Raw genomic sequence first — 15,862 nt, 5'->3', positions numbered from 1 at the left:
AATTTCGACATGTCGTCGGCATTATTGGTCGATTCACTACCGATGCACGCCATGGCAGACCCTGCGCCGACCCCTCTCCCTTCGCCCTTTGCGGATTTCGCCGACGGGCTGGCGCCGCCTTCGCCGCTGCGCAGCCGCATCACCGCCGCGTGCCGGCGCCCCGAGCCCGAGGCCCTGGCGCCGTTGCTGGGCGAGGCCCGTCTGTCGGCCGTGCAGGCCGCCGCCGCCCAGCGGCTCGCACAGCGCCTGGCCGGGCAGCTGCGCGAGCGGCGTCCGTCGGCCGGGCGCGCCGGCCTCGTGCAGGGCCTGTTGCAGGAATACGCGCTGTCCTCGCAGGAAGGCGTGGCGCTGATGTGCCTGGCCGAGGCGCTGCTGCGCATTCCGGATGCGGCGACGCGCGACGCGCTGATCCGCGACAAGATCGCGCACGGCCAGTGGCAGTCGCATGTGGGCCGCAGCCCGTCGCTGTTCGTCAATGCCGCGACCTGGGGGCTGCTGCTCACCGGCAGGCTGGTCGCGACGCACAGCGAGGCCGGACTGTCCGCCACGCTGGCGCGCCTGATCGGCAGGGGCGGCGAGCCGCTGATCCGAAAGGGCGTGAACATGGCGATGCGCATGATGGGCGAGCAGTTCGTCACCGGCGAGACCATCGCTCAGGCACTCGACCACGCACGCACGCTGGAGGCGCAGGGCTTTCGCTATTCGTACGACATGCTGGGCGAGGCCGCGCTGACCGCGGAAGACGCCGAGCGCTACCGCATCGCCTATGTGCAGGCGATCGAGGCGATCGGCCGGGCCTCGGCGGGGCGCGGCGTGTATGCGGGGCCGGGCATCTCGATCAAGCTGTCGGCGCTGCATCCGCGCTACAGCCGTGCGCAACGCGCCCGCGTGATGGACGAGCTGTATCCGGTGCTGCGCGACCTGGCGCTGCTCGCGCAGCAGTACGACATCGGCCTGAACATCGACGCGGAAGAAGCCGACCGGCTGGAGCTGTCGCTCGACCTGCTGGAGCGCCTGTGCTTCGAGCCCGCGCTCGCCGGCTGGCAGGGCATCGGCTTCGTGATCCAGGCCTACCAGAAGCGCTGCCCCTTCGTCATCGACTGCGTGGTCGACCTGGCCCGCCGCAGCGGCCACCGGCTGATGGTGCGGCTGGTCAAGGGCGCCTACTGGGACAGCGAGATCAAGCGCGCGCAACTCGACGGGCTCGACGGCTATCCGGTCTACACGCGCAAGGCCTACACCGACGTGTCGTACATCGCCTGCGCGCGCCGCCTGCTGGCCGCGCCCGATGCGGTGTACCCGCAGTTCGCCACGCACAACGCGCACACGATGGCCGCCATCCATGAACTCGCGGACCCGGCGCGCTGGGCGCCCGGCCACTACGAATTCCAGTGCCTGCACGGCATGGGCGAGCCGCTGTACGCGCAGGTGGTCGGCGCGGTGGCGGCCGGCGGGCTCGGCCGCCCGTGCCGCATCTACGCGCCGGTCGGCACGCACGAGACGCTGCTCGCCTACCTGGTGCGCCGACTGCTGGAGAACGGCGCCAACACCTCGTTCGTGAACCGGATCGCGGACGCCACGATTCCGCTGGAGACGCTGGTGGAAGACCCGGTCGCGACGGTCGAGCGCATGGCCGCGGCCGAAGGCGCAGTGGGCCTGCCGCATCCGTCGATTCCGCTGCCCGTGGCGCTGTACGCCGATGCGCGCCGCAATTCGCGCGGCCTCGACCTGGCGAGCGACGATGCCCTGCGCGCGCTGAAGGCTGCGCTGGACGGCGGCACGGCGCATGCGTGGACGGCGGCGCCGATGCTTGCGCAGGACGCCGCGGGTGACGATGCGGGCGGGTCGCCCGTGTCGAACCCGGCCGACCACCGCGACGTCGTCGGCCACGTGCGCGACACGACACCGCATGAACTCGAAGCCGCCCTGCGCGATGCCGAAGCCTTCGTGCCCACCTGGGCCGCGACGTCACCGGCCGAGCGCGCGGCGGTGCTGGAGCGCAGCGCCGATCGGCTCGAGGCCACGATGCCGCAACTGCTGGGCCTGCTGGCGCGCGAGGCCGGCAAGACCCATGCGAACGGCATCGCCGAGGTGCGCGAGGCGGCGGACTTCCTGCGTTTCTACGCGGCCCAGGTGCGCACCGGCTTCGGCAACGACACGCACCGGCCGCTCGGGCCGATGGCCTGCATCAGCCCCTGGAACTTTCCGCTCGCGATCTTCACCGGCCAGGTGGCGGCGGCATTGGCGGCGGGCAACACCGTGCTGGCCAAGCCCGCCGAGCAGACGCCGCTGGTCGCGGCCGAAGCGGTGCGGCTGATGTGGGCGGCGGGCGTTCCGCGCGCCGCGCTCCAGTTGCTGCCCGGGCCGGGCGAAACCATCGGCGCCGGCCTGGTCGGCGACGCGCGCGTGCAAGGTGTGCTGTTCACCGGCTCGACCGAGGTCGCGCGCCTGCTGCAGAAAACACTGGCCCGGCGGCTGGGTGCCGGCGGCCGGCCGGTGCCGCTGGTGGCCGAGACCGGCGGGCAGAACGCGATGATCGTGGACTCGTCCGCGCTGGTGGAGCAGGTCGTCGCCGACGTCATGGCCTCGGCCTTCGACAGCGCCGGCCAGCGTTGCTCGGCGCTGCGCGTGCTCTGCGTGCAGGACGAGATCGCCGACCGCGTGCTGGCGATGCTGAAGGGCGCGATGGCGCAGGCGCGCATCGGCAATCCGGCATCGCTCGCGGTCGACGTCGGGCCGGTGATCGACGCCGAAGCGCGCGACGGCATCGAGCGCCATGTCGCCGCGATGCAGGCGCGCGGCCGTGCCGTGCATCGCGGCGGCCACGAGGCCGACGGCGCGACGGCGCACGGCACCTTCGTGCGGCCGACCGTGATCGAGCTGGACGACATCGCCGAGCTGCAGCGCGAGGTGTTCGGGCCGGTGCTGCACCTGGTGCGCTACCGGCGGCGCGCGCTGGGCGCGCTGGTCGAACGCATCAACGCGACCGGCTACGGCCTGACGCTCGGCGTGCACACGCGCATCGACGAGACCATCGCGCAGGTGGTGCGGGCCGCGCACGCGGGCAACGTCTACGTCAACCGCAACATCGTGGGTGCGGTGGTCGGCGTGCAGCCTTTCGGCGGCGAAGGTCTGTCGGGCACCGGGCCGAAGGCGGGCGGGCCGCTCTATCTGCAGCGCATGCTGTCGTTGCGGCCCGAGGACGTGCTGGCGCGCGCGCTGGACGGCGCGGGTCCGGCGGTTCGCGATGCCGGCGCGGAGCCTGTGGATGCGCCACGGCATGCGGCCCCCACCGCAGTGTCTGAGCTCTCGGCGCTCGAAGCCTGGGCCGTGGCTGGCGACCGGCCGGTGCTGGCCGCATCATGCCGGCGCTTCGCACGGCTGTCGCGCAGCGGTTGCGCGCGCGAGCTCGCCGGCCCGACCGGCGAGCGCAACGTGTACTCGCTGCAGCCGCGCGAGGCCGTGCTGTGCATCGCCGCGGACGATGCCGATCGGCTCGTGCAACTGGCGGCCGTGCTCGCGGCCGGCAGCACCGCGGTCTGGCCGGCCCGATCGCAGGCGCTGCACGATGCGCTGCCCGCACCGGTGCGCGACGCCGTCGTCCTCACGCCCGACTGGGCCGCGCCGACGGTGGCGTTCGACGCGGCGCTGCATCACGGCGACGCGGCGTCGCTGCAGGCGCTGTGCGTTCAGATGGCCGAGCGCGCGGGGCCGATCGTCGGCATCCGAAGCCAGCCGTCGGGCGGCGTCGACATCCCGCTGGAGGCGCTGGTGATCGAGCGCGCGCTGAGCGTGAACACCGCCGCGGCCGGCGGCAACGCGAGCCTGATGACGATCGGCTAGATCCGGCTGGACCGCCTAGACCGGTTGTGCCGCGCTGCGCGCACGCAGCGAGCGCGAGCCGAACCACAGCAGCGTGGCCGCGAGCCCCGCGCACACGATCGCCAGCGCCATCGGGTAGGCCGTGCCGTTGTGCGTGGCGGCGACCAGGCTGCTCACCAGCGACGCGCAGCCGAACTGCAGCACGCCCACCAGCGCCGAGCCGCTGCCGCGCTCTTCGCCGCTGGCGGCCATCGCGGTGGCGGCCGCGTTCGCGGTGATGAAGCCGAGCGACGCGATCGCGAACCACAGCGGCACCATGAGCGCGGCCAGGCCGGCACCGGCCGCCACCAGCGCCAGCAGGATCAGGCCGCCGGCCACGTTGACCATCAGCGCGCGGCCCAGCAGCGTGGCCGGCGTGCGGCGCTTCAGGCCCATGCGGTTGCCCTGCGCCGCCAGGATCAGCCCGACGGCGACCGACGCGAACAGCCAGCCGTATTGCTGCGCACTCACGTGGTGGATGCCGATGAAGACGCCCGGCGAGCCGGTGATGTACGCGAACATGCAGGCCTGCGCCAGGCCACCCACCAGTGCCGGCACGATGAAGGCCGGGCGGCGGATCAGCCGCCCGTAGGCGCCGGCGATGCGTGCCGCGCTCAGCGGGCGCCGACGCTCGGGCGGCAAGGTCTCGGGCAGGAAGCGCCACACCAGCACGGCGCACAGCAGGCCGAAGGCGAACAGGAAGGCGAAGATCATCCGCCAGCCCAGGGTGGTGAGGATCAGCCCGCCCAGCACCGGCGCGCTGATCGGTGCCAGCGTCATCACCATCATCAGCAGCGACAGCACACGCGCGCCTTCCTGCGGGTCGAACAGGTCGCTCACGATCACGCGGCCGATGATCATGCCGGCGCAGCCGCCCATCGCCTGCAGCAGGCGTGCGCCGGTGAACACGCCGAGGTCCGACGTGGTGGCGCACACCACCGTCGCGACCAGGTACACGGCGATGCCGGCGAGCAGCGGCCGGCGGCGGCCGAAGCGGTCGATCAGCGGGCCGTGGATCGCCTGGCCGAGCGCCAGCCCGAGGAAGAACACCGACAGCGTCGACTCGATGCCGCCAGCGCCCACGCCGAACGAGCCGGCCATCTGCTGGAAGGCGGGCAGGTACATGTCGGTGGCGAAGGGCGCGAAGGCCGCCAGCATGCCGAGGATGACGACCAGCCGTGCCAGGGGAATGGGCGTCGGTGCGCGGGGCGATGTCGATGTCATGGGTGGAGGCCGGGCCGGCGGAATCAGGGTTAACCATTGTATGGTTGATGTGACCGATAGGTGGTCATGTGGATATAGTCCGGGCCAGGAGACTCGCCCGTGACCACTCGAACCATTTCCCCGTCGGGCACCGACGTGCAGCCGACCGGCGAAGAAGCCAGCCGCCAGGTGATCGCGCGCGCCGCCGCGGTGCTGCGGACGCTGGAGCGCGAGCCCGACGGGCTCAACATCTCGCAGGTGGCGCGCGCCTGCGACCTGCCGCGCACCACGGTCCAGCGCATGGTGATGTCGCTGCAGGCCGAGCAGTTCGTCGCCGTGGCCGACGGCCGCGTCCGGCTCGGGCCCGCGCTGGCACGGCTCGCGGCCGCGGCGCACCTGAACGTGTCGCAGCAGATCCGGCCCCACCTCGAAACCCTGGCGCGCGAGACCGGCGAAACGGTAGACCTCTGGGTCGCGCGCGGCGCCGACGCGGTGCTGGTCGACGAGGTCCCGTCGTCGCGCGAGATCCGCATCGTCTGTGCGCCGGGCATCGAATTCCCGATGGGCACCACGGCGTCCGGCAAGGCGCTGCTGGCGGCGCTGCCGGACGACGCCGTGCGCGCGGCGGTGCGAGGCCGTCTCGTCGCGCGCACGCCGCGCAGCATCACGCGCATGGACGCGCTGCTGGCCGAACTGGCCACCGTGCGTGCCAGCGGCCTGGCCTACGACCTGGAGGAGCATGCGGACGACGTGTGCGCGGTCGGCGTCGCGCTGCGCCTGGGCGGCGCGGAGCGCTACGCGATCGCCGTGCCGGCGCCGGCGCGCCGCTTCCAGGCATCGAAGGAGGCGCTGAGCCAGGCGCTGCTGCGGTGCCGGGATGCGATCGAGGGGAGGGGGCGGGCGGACTGAATCGTTATGCTGCCGGCCGACCCGACTCCAACGTCTTCTTGTTCCAGGATCTTCGCGTGCCGCCTTCGAACTTCCCTCGCTTGTCATCTCTCCCGCTCGACGCCGCCATCGTCGACCTCGACGGCACCATGGTCGACACGCTCGGCGACTTCGTGGTCGCGCTCAACGGCATGCTGGTCGACCTGTCGCTGCCCGCGGTCGATGCGAACGCGGTCGGCACGATGGTCGGCAAGGGGTCCGAGCACCTGATCTTCTCGGTGCTCAACCACGTGGCGCCGCAAGCCGGACTGCCTGCGCTCGCAGCGCCGGCGGGTGCGCTGTTCGACCAGGCCTGGGGCCGCTACCAGGCGCATTACCTCGCCATCAACGGCCGGCATTCGGCCGTCTATCCCGGTGTGTTCGATGGCCTCGAGGCACTGCGCGCGCGCGGGCTGAAGCTGGCCTGCCTGACCAACAAGCCGACCGACTTCGCCGTGCCGCTGCTCGCGGCCAAGGGGCTCGACGGCTTCTTCTCGGCCGTGTTCGGCGGCGACGCCTTCGCGCGCAAGAAGCCCGACCCGCTGCCGCTGCTGAAGACCTGCGAGGTGCTCGGCACGCAGCCGTCGCGCACGCTGATGGTCGGCGATTCGAGCAACGACGCGCGTGCGGCCCGCGCGGCCGGCTGTCCGGTGGTGCTGGTGAGCTACGGCTACAACCACGGCGAGCCGGTGCGTGGTGTCGATGCCGACGGCTACCTCGATTCGCTCGCCGACATCACCGAACTCGTCTTGCCGCAGACGGCGCGCTGAGCACGCCAACCGGGCCGGGCGCTGGCCCGCATCTTGCTGTTCAATGATTAATCATTGAATCATGTCTAAAGCATTTCGACCCTTGCCAGGTGCAATGCCCGCGGCCCGCGCGAGCCGCAGGAGCCGCACGCGCGATTCAGGTGCGGTACAGCGCAATCAAGGTGCGCAGCGTGGCCTTCAAGGCCTCGGTGCGCTCGGCGCCGAAGGGCGCCAGCATGCGCGCCTCGTGCGCCTTGGCGTCCTCGATCAGGCCGGCCACCAGCTCGCGGCCGAGCGCCGTGTTGCGGACCAGCGTGATGCGGCGGTCGCTCGCATGGGAGAAGCGCTCGATGTGGCCCATGCGCTCGATGCGGTCGAGCAGCCGGGTCAACGTGGGCTGCTTCTGCAGCGTGAGCTGGGCCAGCTGGCCGATGCTGACCTCGTCGTGCTCGTACAGCGACGCGAGCACGCGCCACTCCACCAACGAGAGTCCGCGCCGCTTCACCGCGGCATGGAAATCGACCGTGATCAGCTGGGCCGCCTGGTTCAGCAGCGCCGACAAATACTGGTCGACGAACGGCAGGGAAGGCGTGTTTGTCTTCGTTGACATATTACTAAGCATATGTTGAACTCTAAATTAAATCGACCGGTTTCGTACGCTGTCTGGCGTACCTGCCATGCCCCACGCATGGCTGCACCGGACCTCCACATCCAGGAGCGTGTAGATGGCTGAGCGTTCGTTCGTCGAAGAGGTCAAGAAGCTGCGCCTGGGCGAGGGCGAGGTGTTCCGCGGCGAGGGCATCCTGGCCGTGACCAAGGCCTTGCTGGAGTCCGGCGTGTCCTATGTCGCGGGCTACCAGGGGGCGCCGATATCGCACCTGATGGACGTGCTGGCCGACGCGCAGGACATCCTGGCCGACCACGGCATCCGCTTCGAGAACAGCGCGAGCGAGGCCACCGCCGCGGCCACGCTAGCGGCCTCGGTCAACTACCCGTTGCGCGGCGCCGTCACCTTCAAGGCGACCGTCGGCACCAACGTCGCGTCCGACGCGCTGGCCAACCTGGCCTCGGGCGGCGTGACCGGCGGCGCGCTGATCATCGTCGGCGAGGACTACGGCGAAGGCTCGTCGATCATGCAGGAGCGCAGCCACGCCTTCGCGATGAAGTCGCAGATGTGGCTGCTCGACCCGCGCCCCAATCTGCCGAGCATCGTGCAGGCCGTGAAGGACGGCTTCGATCTGTCCGAAGCCAGCAGCACGCCGGTGATGCTGCAGCTGCGCATCCGCGCCTGCCACGTGCACGGCCACTTCACCGCAAGCGACAACCGGCGCGCCAGCTTCACGCTGAAGGACGCGATGGAGAACCCGCAGCGCGACGTCAGTCGCATCGTGCTGCCGCCCGCCAGCTTCCTGCACGAGCAGGAGAAGGTGAAGGACCGCTGGCCCGCCGCCGTGCGCTTCATCGAGGAGCGCGGGCTCAACGAATTCTTCGCGGAGAAGGCCGGCGACGTCGGCATCGTGGTGCAGGGCGGCAGCTACAACACGCTGCTGCGCGTGCTGGAGCGGCTCGGCCTGGCCGACGTCTACGGCAACAGCCAGGTGCCGCTGTACGTGATGAACGTCGCCTACCCGGTGATCGACAGCGAGGTGCGGCGCTTCTGCGAAGGCAAGCGCGCCGTGCTGCTGGTGGAAGAAGGCCAGCCCAACTTCGTCGAGCAGAACCTCGCGACCATCCTGCGCCATGCCGGCTCCGACACCGTGCTGCACGGCAAGGACACGCTGCCGGTGGCCGGCGAGTACACCGCAGCCGAACTGCTCAAGGGCGCGCGCACCTTCTTCGAACGCTACGGCCTGATCGCGCCGCTGCCCGCGCCCGCCGTGGCGGCGCCCGTGCGCAAGGTGATCCCGCTGACCGAGGTCGCGGCCATCGGTGTCGACAACGCGCCCGAGCCTGCGCTGACGGCCGATGCGGCCGATGCGCTCACGCCGCTGGGCGACAGCGTCAACGCCCGTCCGCCCGGCTTCTGCACCGGCTGCCCCGAGCGGCCGATCTTCACGGCGATGAAGCTGGTCGAGCGCGAACTCGGCGCGCACCACGTGAGCGCCGACATCGGCTGCCACCTGTTCTCGATCCTGCCGCCCTTCCACATCGGCAACACCACCATGGGCTACGGCCTGGGCGCGGCCGGTGCGGCGGCGCTCAACGTGCCTTCGGGCAAGCGCGCCATCTCGGTGATGGGCGACGGCGGCTTCTGGCACAACGGCCTGACCAGCGGCATCGCCAACGCGGTGTTCAACCGCAGCGACAACCTGACCATCGTGGTCGACAACAACTACACCTCGGCCACCGGCGGCCAGGACATCCTGTCGTCGAACGCGCACAACGCGACGCGCAGCACCGGCCACGAGATCGAGCGCGCGGTGCGCGGCGTCGGCGTGAAGTGGGTGAAGACCATGCGCCGCACCTACGACGTGGCCGGCATGCGCGACGTGCTGCGCGAGGCGCTGACCACCACCGAGAAGGGCCCGAAGGTGCTGGTGGCGCAGTCCGAATGCATGCTGAACCGGCAGCGCCGCGAGAAGCCGCTGGTGCGCAAGGCGGTGGCCGACGGCAAGCGCATGGTGCGCGAGAAGTTCGGCGTCGACTCGGACACCTGCACCGGCGACCACTCGTGCATCCGGCTGTCGGGCTGCCCGTCGCTGTCGATCAAGCCGAACCCCGATCCGCTGCGCACCGACCCGGTCGCGACCGTGCTCGACAGCTGCGTGGGCTGCGGCGTCTGCGGCGAGGTGTCGCATGCCGCGGTGCTGTGCCCGTCGTTCTACAAGGCGCAGGTCGTGAGCAACCCGAACCGCTGGGACCGCATCCGCGAGCGTGTGCGCAGCGGGGTGATCGGCTGGCTGCAGCGCGGCGAGGCGAAGCGCCGTGCCGAGTACGCGTTCTGAACGGGCGGCCACGATGTCTGTCCAACCTTTGAAGATCGCGATCCTCGCCATGGGCGGCGAGGGCGGCGGCGTGCTCGCCGACTGGATCGTCGACCTCGGCGAAGCCAACGGCTACGTCGCGCAGACCACCTCGGTGCCCGGCGTCGCGCAGCGCACCGGCGCCACCATCTACTACGTCGAGCTCTACCCCGAGGCGCAGGCCGCGGCCGACGGCGGCCGGCCCGTGCTGGCGCTGATGCCGCTGCCGGGCGACGTCGACATCGTGCTCGCGTCCGAGCTCATGGAAGCCGGCCGCGCGGTGCAGCGCGGGCTGGTCACGCCCGATCGCACCACGCTGATCGCGTCGACGCACCGCGTGTACTCGATCGCCGAGAAGAGCGCGCTGGGCGACGGCCGGGTCGACAGCCGCCAACTGCTGGGCCATGCCGAGCGCGCGGCCCGGCGCTTCATCCGCTTCGACATGGCGCAGGCCGCCGAGGCCGCGGGCAGCGTGATCAGCGCGGTGCTGTTCGGCGCGCTCGCGGGTGCCGGCGTGCTGCCCTTCGGCCGTGCGCAGTTCGAGGCCACGATCGAGCGCGGCGGCGTCGGCGTCAAACCGAGCCTGAAGGCTTTCGGCGGCGCGTTCGCGCGTGCGCAGGGCGTGGCGGAAGAGGCCGCGCCGGTGGCCGCCATTCCGGTGCCGCAGCCGCGCCACCCGGCGGTGCGCGCGCTGGTCGAGCGCGTGCAGTCGCGCTTTCCGGCGCACGCGCAGCACTTCCTGCTCGAAGGCGTGCGGCGGCTGATCGACTACCAGGACCTCGACTACGCCACGCTGTACCTCGACCGCATGCAGGCCGTCGCGGCGCTGCCCGCGGCCGACGACGGCCGGCTGCTGCGCGAGACCGCGCGGCATCTCGCGCTGTGGATGTCGTACGAAGACACGGCGCGTGTCGCCGCGCTCAAGACCCGCAGCACGCGCTTCGAGCGGGTGCGCGGCGAGGCGCGCGTGCAGGACGGCCAGGTGCTGGCCATCAACGAATACATGCATCCGCGGCTGCAGGAAATCTGCGAGACGCTGCCGGCCGGCATTGGCCGCTGGCTGGTCAAGTCGGGCCTGCCGCGGCGCGTCGTCGAGCACTTCACGCAGAAGGGCCGCGTGGTGCAGACCAACTCGCTGCGCGGCTACCTGCTGCTGCGCACCGTGGCCGGCATGAAGCGCTGGCGCCGGTCGACGCTGCGCTACGCGGCCGAGAACCGCCGCATCGACGAATGGCTGCAGCGCATCGCCGCGACCGCGCCGCGCAACGCCGAGCTTGCGGTGGAAATCGCGCAGTGCCAGCGGCTGGTGAAGGGCTACAGCGACACGCATGCCCGCGGCCTGCGCAACTACGACACCGTGATGGACGCGGTGCAGCGCGCCGGTGCGGCGATCGCGCCGGCCACGCTGCGCGAACTGCGCGACGCGGCGCTCGCCGACGAGCACGGAAACAAGCTGCGCGCAGTGATGGCGCAGCACGCGCTGGGCTGAACGGGCGCCCCCGACAGACAGAGAAGAAGACCGACGACGATGGACCCGAACACCCTTCACCTGCGCGTGGCCGAGGCCTGGTCGCCGCATCCGCTGATCCGCATCTTCCGGCTGCGGGCCGATGACGGCGCGGCGCTGCCGCCCTTCGAGGCGGGCGCGCACCTGCGTGTGCAGGTCACGCTGGCCGACGGCACGACCGACTGGCGCCAGTACTCGCTGGTCAACTTCGCGCCGGTGCGCAACGCGACCGTGGCGCCCACCGAGTACCTGATCGCGGTGCGCAAGGAGGCCGATGGCCGTGGCGGTTCTCGCTACATGCACGAGCGGCTGCAGGCCGGCGACCGCGTGGTGGCCGAGCGGCCGCGCAACGACTTCCCGCTGCACACCGGACCCGGCGGCACCGTGCTGGTGGCCGGCGGCATCGGCGTGACGCCGCTCGCCAGCATGGCCGCGCGCCGCAAGGCCGAAGGCGCGCCGGTGCAGCTGTACTACGCCGGCGCGAGCCGCGAGGCGATGGCCTTCCTGCCCGAGCTGCAGGCGCTGCTGGGCGATGCGCTGCACGTGCATGCCGATGCCGAGCGCGGCGGCCCGCTCGACATCGCCGCGGTGCTCGACGCCGTGCCCGCGGGCGACCGGCTCTACGTCTGCGGCCCGAAGCCGATGCTCGACGCCGTGCTCGCGCAGACGCAGGCACGCGGCTGGGCGCACGACCGCGTGCACTTCGAGCTCTTCAATGCGCCGGTGGCCGAAGAGGGCGACCAGCCCTTCGAGATCGAACTCGCGCAGTCGGGCCAGCGCTTCACCGTGGCGGCGGACCAGACGATCCTCGACTGCCTGATCGCCAACGGCTGCGACCCGCTCTACGACTGCAACCGCGGCGAATGCGGTGTCTGCGCCGTGCCGGTGCTGGACGGCGAGATCGACCACCGCGACTACGTGCTGAGCGCGCGCGAGAAAGCCGCCGGCAACGTGATCCAGGTCTGCATCTCGCGTGCCGCGCCCGGCGCGCGGCTGCTGCTCGACATCTGACGACGTCCTGAAGGAGCGATCCCTTGGAAAGAACGACAGGCCAGAGACCCACGTCCTACCGCGGCAACCCCGACGCAGTCCGCGCGCTGGTGCAGCCCGACCGCGTGCACCGCGACCTCTACACCAGCGAGGAGATCTTCGCGCTGGAGCAGGAGCACTTCTTCGCGAACACCTGGAACTACGCGGGCCACGAGAGCCAGGTGCCCAAGCCGGGCGACTACCTGAACGTCGACATCGGCGGCCAGCCGGTGATCGTCGTGCGCCATGGCGACGGCACCCTGCGCGCGATGATGAACCGCTGCGCCCACAAGGGCTCGCGCCTCGTCAGCGCGCCGTGCGGCAACGCGGGCAAGTTCTTCCGCTGCCCGTACCACGCGTGGACCTTCAAGCTCGACGGCGCGTTGCTCGGCATGCCGCTGCGCAACGGCTACGAAGGCACGCAACTGCACGAATGCGAAACGGGCAAGGGCCTGACGCCGCTGCGCCACCTGCGCACGCACCGTGGCTTCATCTTCCTGAAGATCAACGACGCCGGCCCGGACTTCGACACCTACTTCGGCGACTCGCTGAGCTCGATCGACAACATGGCCGACCGCTCGCCCGAAGGCGAACTCGAGATCGCGGGCGGCTGCCTGCGCTTCGTGCACCCCTGCAACTGGAAGATGTTTGTGGAGAACCTCAACGACACCATGCATCCGATGGTGGCGCACGAGTCCTCGGCCGGTACTGCCAAGGCCATGTGGGCCGGCAAGCCTGCCGACGAGCCCAAGCCGATGGCCATCGAGCAGTTCGTGCCCTTCATGTCCGACTACAAGTTCTTCGAGGACATGGGCGTGCGCACGTACGACCACGGCCACAGTTTCACGGGCGTGAACTTCAGCATCCACAGCAAGTACAAGGCGATCCCGGCGTACGACGATGCGATGAAGGCGGCCTACGGCGAGGAGCGCACCGCGCGCATCCTGGCCACGCAGCGGCACAACACGGTGTACTACCCGAACCTCACGATCAAGGGCGCGATCCAGTCGATCCGCGTGGTCAAGCCGCTGGCCGCCGACCGCACGCTGGTCGAAAGCTGGACCTTCCGCCTGAAGGGCGCGCCGCCCGAGCTGCTGCAGCGCACCACCATGTACAACCGGCTCATCAACTCGCCGTTCTCGGTGGTGGGCCACGACGACCTGCATGCGTACCGCGAGGTGCAGGCCGGCCTGCATGCGAGCGGCAACGAATGGGTCAGCCTGCACCGCAACTTCGACCCGTCCGAGCTCGCGGGCGGTGAGATCACCACCGTCGGCACCAGCGAGCTGCCGATGCGCAACCAGTACCGCAGCTGGGTCGAGCGCATGACGGAGACGATGAAATGACGACCGCACTCGCCACGACGCCGGTGACGCGCCAGGACCTGATCGACTTCGTGGTGCGCGAGTCGCGCCTGCTCGACGACAAGCGCTACGAGGACTGGAACGCGCTGTTCACCGACGAGGCCTTCTACTGGGTGCCGCTGGTGCCCGACCAGGAAGACGGCATCAACCATACCTCGCACCTGTACGAGGACAAGCTGCTGCGCGAACTGCGCATCGAGCGCCTCAAGAGCCCGCGCGCCTTCGCGCAACAGCCGCCGAGCCGCTGCCACCATCTGCTGCAGGTGCCGGTGGTCGAGCGCTTCGACGTCGAGGCCGGCGAGTTCGCGTTGCGCACCGAGTTCCACTACACCGAGGCGCAGGGCGACGATCTGCAGTTCCTGGTCGGCAGCTTCATCCACGAGCTGGTGCTGCGCGACGGCCGGTTGCGCATCGCGCTCAAGCGCGTGAACCTGCTCAACTGCGACGCCGCGCTGCTGGCCGTGCAGCTGTTCATCTAGCCGTTCCATGTCGACGCACCACACCGTTCACGCCGTCTTCTGCGCCACCGCGGCGCGCACGCCGGAAGCCGACTTCCTCTTCACCGAGTCGGTCACGGCCCGGGCCTACGGCATCGCGCCCGGCGCGCTCCGTTGGGGCGATGCGGCCACGCAGGTCGAGCGGCTGCGCACCGCCTATGCAGCCGCCGGCTACGGCCACGGCCACCGCGTCGGCCTGCTGCTGGAGAACCGCCCGGCCTTCCTGCTGCACTGGCTCGCGCTCAACGCGCTGGGCGTGAGCGTGGTGCCGATCAACGCCGACATGCGCTCGGCCGAACTGAGCTACCTGATCGGCCACAGCGAGATCGCGCTGGCCGTCACGCTGCCGGAACGCGCCGCCGACTTGCTGGCCGCCGCGGAGCTGGCCAGTGTCGGCACCTTCGCGACCATGGCGGCCGACGACGTCGATGCCATTCCGCCCGCGCCGACCGCCGCACCGCGCGCCGCCGAGCCGATCGGCCGCGACACCGAATGCGGCCTGCTCTACACCTCGGGCACCACCGGCCGGCCGAAGGGCTGCATCCTGTCGAACGCCTACTACCTCTGGTCGGGCGAGTGGTATGCGGCGCTCGACGGCGTCTGCAGCGTGCGGCCCGACAGCGAGCGCGTCATCACGCCGCTGCCGCTCACGCACATGAACGCGATGGCCTGCTCGACGATGGTCGTGCTGGTCGCGGGCGGCTGCCTGGTGCAGCTCGACCGCTTCCATCCGAAGACCTGGCTGCAGAGCGCACGCGAAAGCGGCGCGACCATCGCGCACTACCTGGGCGTGATGCCCGCGATGCTGCTGTCCGCGCCGCCGTCGCCGGCCGACCGCGACCATGCGATCCGCTGGGGCTTCGGTGCCGGCGTCGACCGCAAGCACCACGCGGTGTTCGAGGCGCGCTTCGGCTTCCCGCTGGTCGAGGCCTGGGCCATGACCGAGACCGGCGTGGCCGCCTGCATCATGGCCAACCGCGAGCCGCGGCTGGTCGGCACCAGCTGCTTCGGCCGGCAGGCCGACTTTCTCGAACTGCGCCTGGTCGACGAAGCCGGCGCCGATGTGCCCGCCGATGCGCCGGGCGAACTGCTGGTGCGCTCGGCCGGCGCCGATCCGCGGCGCCACTTCTTCTCGGGCTACCTGAAGGACGCCGAAGCGACCGACGAGGCCTGGGCCGGCGGCTGGTTCCACACCGGCGACCTGGTGCGGCGCGACGTCGACGGCAACTTCTTCTTCGTCGATCGCAAGAAGAACGTGATCCGCCGCAGCGGCGAGAACATCTCGGCGGTCGAGGTCGAAAGCGTGCTGAACCAGCATCCGGCCGTGAAGACATCGGCCGTCGCGGCCACGCCCGATGCGGTGCGGGGCGACGAGGTGCTGGCTTGCGTGGTGCTGCGGGAGGATGCTGACACGACATCACCCGCAGAGACTGCTGCGAGCATCGTCACGCACGCGCTGGCGCAGCTCGCTTACTACAAGGCGCCGGGCTACGTGGCCTTCGTCGATGCTTTGCCGCTCACGCCGTCGCAGAAGATCCAGCGTGGGCAGTTGCGCGAGATGGCGCATGCGCTGCCGGGGCGGCCGCATTGCGTCGATACGCGTGCGATGAAGAAGCGGCAGGGCTGAGATGGGGTGCATCGTTTTTTGCATGACGTCTTGTGCGGTGCATCGGAGGCGCTGTGGACGGGCTCGCGCCGACGGCGTACTCCCCTCCGCGAATGTCCCCCGGCCTGCGGCCTCCTCCTTGATTTCGCTGCGGGG

At 70.8% G+C, this 15,862-nt stretch carries 11 protein-coding genes; 9 read left to right on the top strand and 2 right to left on the bottom strand.

Annotated features, from left to right (window positions below):
- Positions 1–42 precede the first annotated feature (42 nt).
- On the top strand, positions 43–3,843 hold the full coding sequence (gene putA, locus AC07PZ_RS31140; RefSeq protein WP_495299058.1) for a trifunctional transcriptional regulator/proline dehydrogenase/L-glutamate gamma-semialdehyde dehydrogenase: 3,801 nt from the start codon (positions 43–45) through the stop codon (positions 3,841–3,843).
- Positions 3,844–3,858: 15 nt separating this feature from the next.
- Here the strand turns inward: putA and AC07PZ_RS31135 are convergent, their stop codons facing one another.
- A complete protein-coding gene (locus tag AC07PZ_RS31135) occupies positions 3,859–5,085 on the bottom strand; it encodes a multidrug effflux MFS transporter (RefSeq protein WP_495299057.1) in 1,227 nt (408 codons plus the stop codon).
- A 99-nt stretch (positions 5,086–5,184) separates the two neighbouring features.
- Here AC07PZ_RS31135 and AC07PZ_RS31130 point away from each other — a divergent pair, with 99 nt between their 5' ends.
- The gene (locus tag AC07PZ_RS31130; RefSeq protein ID WP_495299056.1) at positions 5,185–5,973 is read left to right on the top strand and encodes an IclR family transcriptional regulator; all 789 of its coding nucleotides are present in this window, start codon (positions 5,185–5,187) and stop codon (positions 5,971–5,973) included.
- Positions 5,974–6,053: 80 nt separating this feature from the next.
- Complete coding sequence (gene gph, locus AC07PZ_RS31125) at positions 6,054–6,761, top strand: phosphoglycolate phosphatase (protein WP_495299055.1); 708 nt, start codon at positions 6,054–6,056, stop codon at positions 6,759–6,761.
- A gap of 136 nt (positions 6,762–6,897) precedes the next feature.
- Here the strand turns inward: gph and AC07PZ_RS31120 are convergent, their stop codons facing one another.
- Positions 6,898–7,350, bottom strand: coding sequence for a MarR family winged helix-turn-helix transcriptional regulator (locus tag AC07PZ_RS31120; protein WP_495299054.1), 453 nt, complete (start codon positions 7,348–7,350; stop codon positions 6,898–6,900).
- Positions 7,351–7,465: 115 nt separating this feature from the next.
- On the opposite strand from AC07PZ_RS31120, the gene AC07PZ_RS31115 reads away from it, so the two are divergent.
- From AC07PZ_RS31115 to AC07PZ_RS31090, 6 genes are read left to right on the top strand one after another with little or no spacing between them, the layout of a single operon-like run.
- Entirely contained in the window at positions 7,466–9,685 is a 2,220-nt protein-coding gene (locus tag AC07PZ_RS31115; protein WP_495299053.1) for a thiamine pyrophosphate-dependent enzyme, read from the top strand.
- A 13-nt stretch (positions 9,686–9,698) separates the two neighbouring features.
- Complete coding sequence (locus AC07PZ_RS31110) at positions 9,699–11,192, top strand: indolepyruvate oxidoreductase subunit beta family protein (protein WP_495299052.1); 1,494 nt, start codon at positions 9,699–9,701, stop codon at positions 11,190–11,192.
- Between the two features lie 39 nt (positions 11,193–11,231).
- Positions 11,232–12,221: a PDR/VanB family oxidoreductase gene (locus AC07PZ_RS31105; protein WP_495299051.1), complete on the top strand. Its 990-nt coding sequence runs from the start codon at positions 11,232–11,234 to the stop codon at positions 12,219–12,221.
- 23 nt (positions 12,222–12,244) lie between these two features.
- The gene (locus AC07PZ_RS31100; protein WP_495299050.1) at positions 12,245–13,585 is read left to right on the top strand and encodes an aromatic ring-hydroxylating oxygenase subunit alpha; all 1,341 of its coding nucleotides are present in this window, start codon (positions 12,245–12,247) and stop codon (positions 13,583–13,585) included.
- Positions 13,582–14,082 carry an aromatic-ring-hydroxylating dioxygenase subunit beta gene (locus AC07PZ_RS31095; RefSeq protein ID WP_495299049.1) on the top strand — a complete coding sequence of 167 codons (501 nt, stop codon included), beginning with the start codon at positions 13,582–13,584 and terminating at the stop codon, positions 14,080–14,082. Before AC07PZ_RS31100 ends, AC07PZ_RS31095 begins: the two co-directional genes overlap by 4 nt.
- A 7-nt stretch (positions 14,083–14,089) precedes the next feature.
- Entirely contained in the window at positions 14,090–15,727 is a 1,638-nt protein-coding gene (locus AC07PZ_RS31090) for an AMP-binding protein (protein ID WP_495299048.1), read from the top strand.
- Positions 15,728–15,862: the final 135 nt, after the last annotated feature.

It is taken from the genome of Variovorax sp. GW821-FHT10B04, from assembly GCF_059415645.1.
This window is presented reverse-complemented; position numbering and strand designations above follow the sequence as displayed.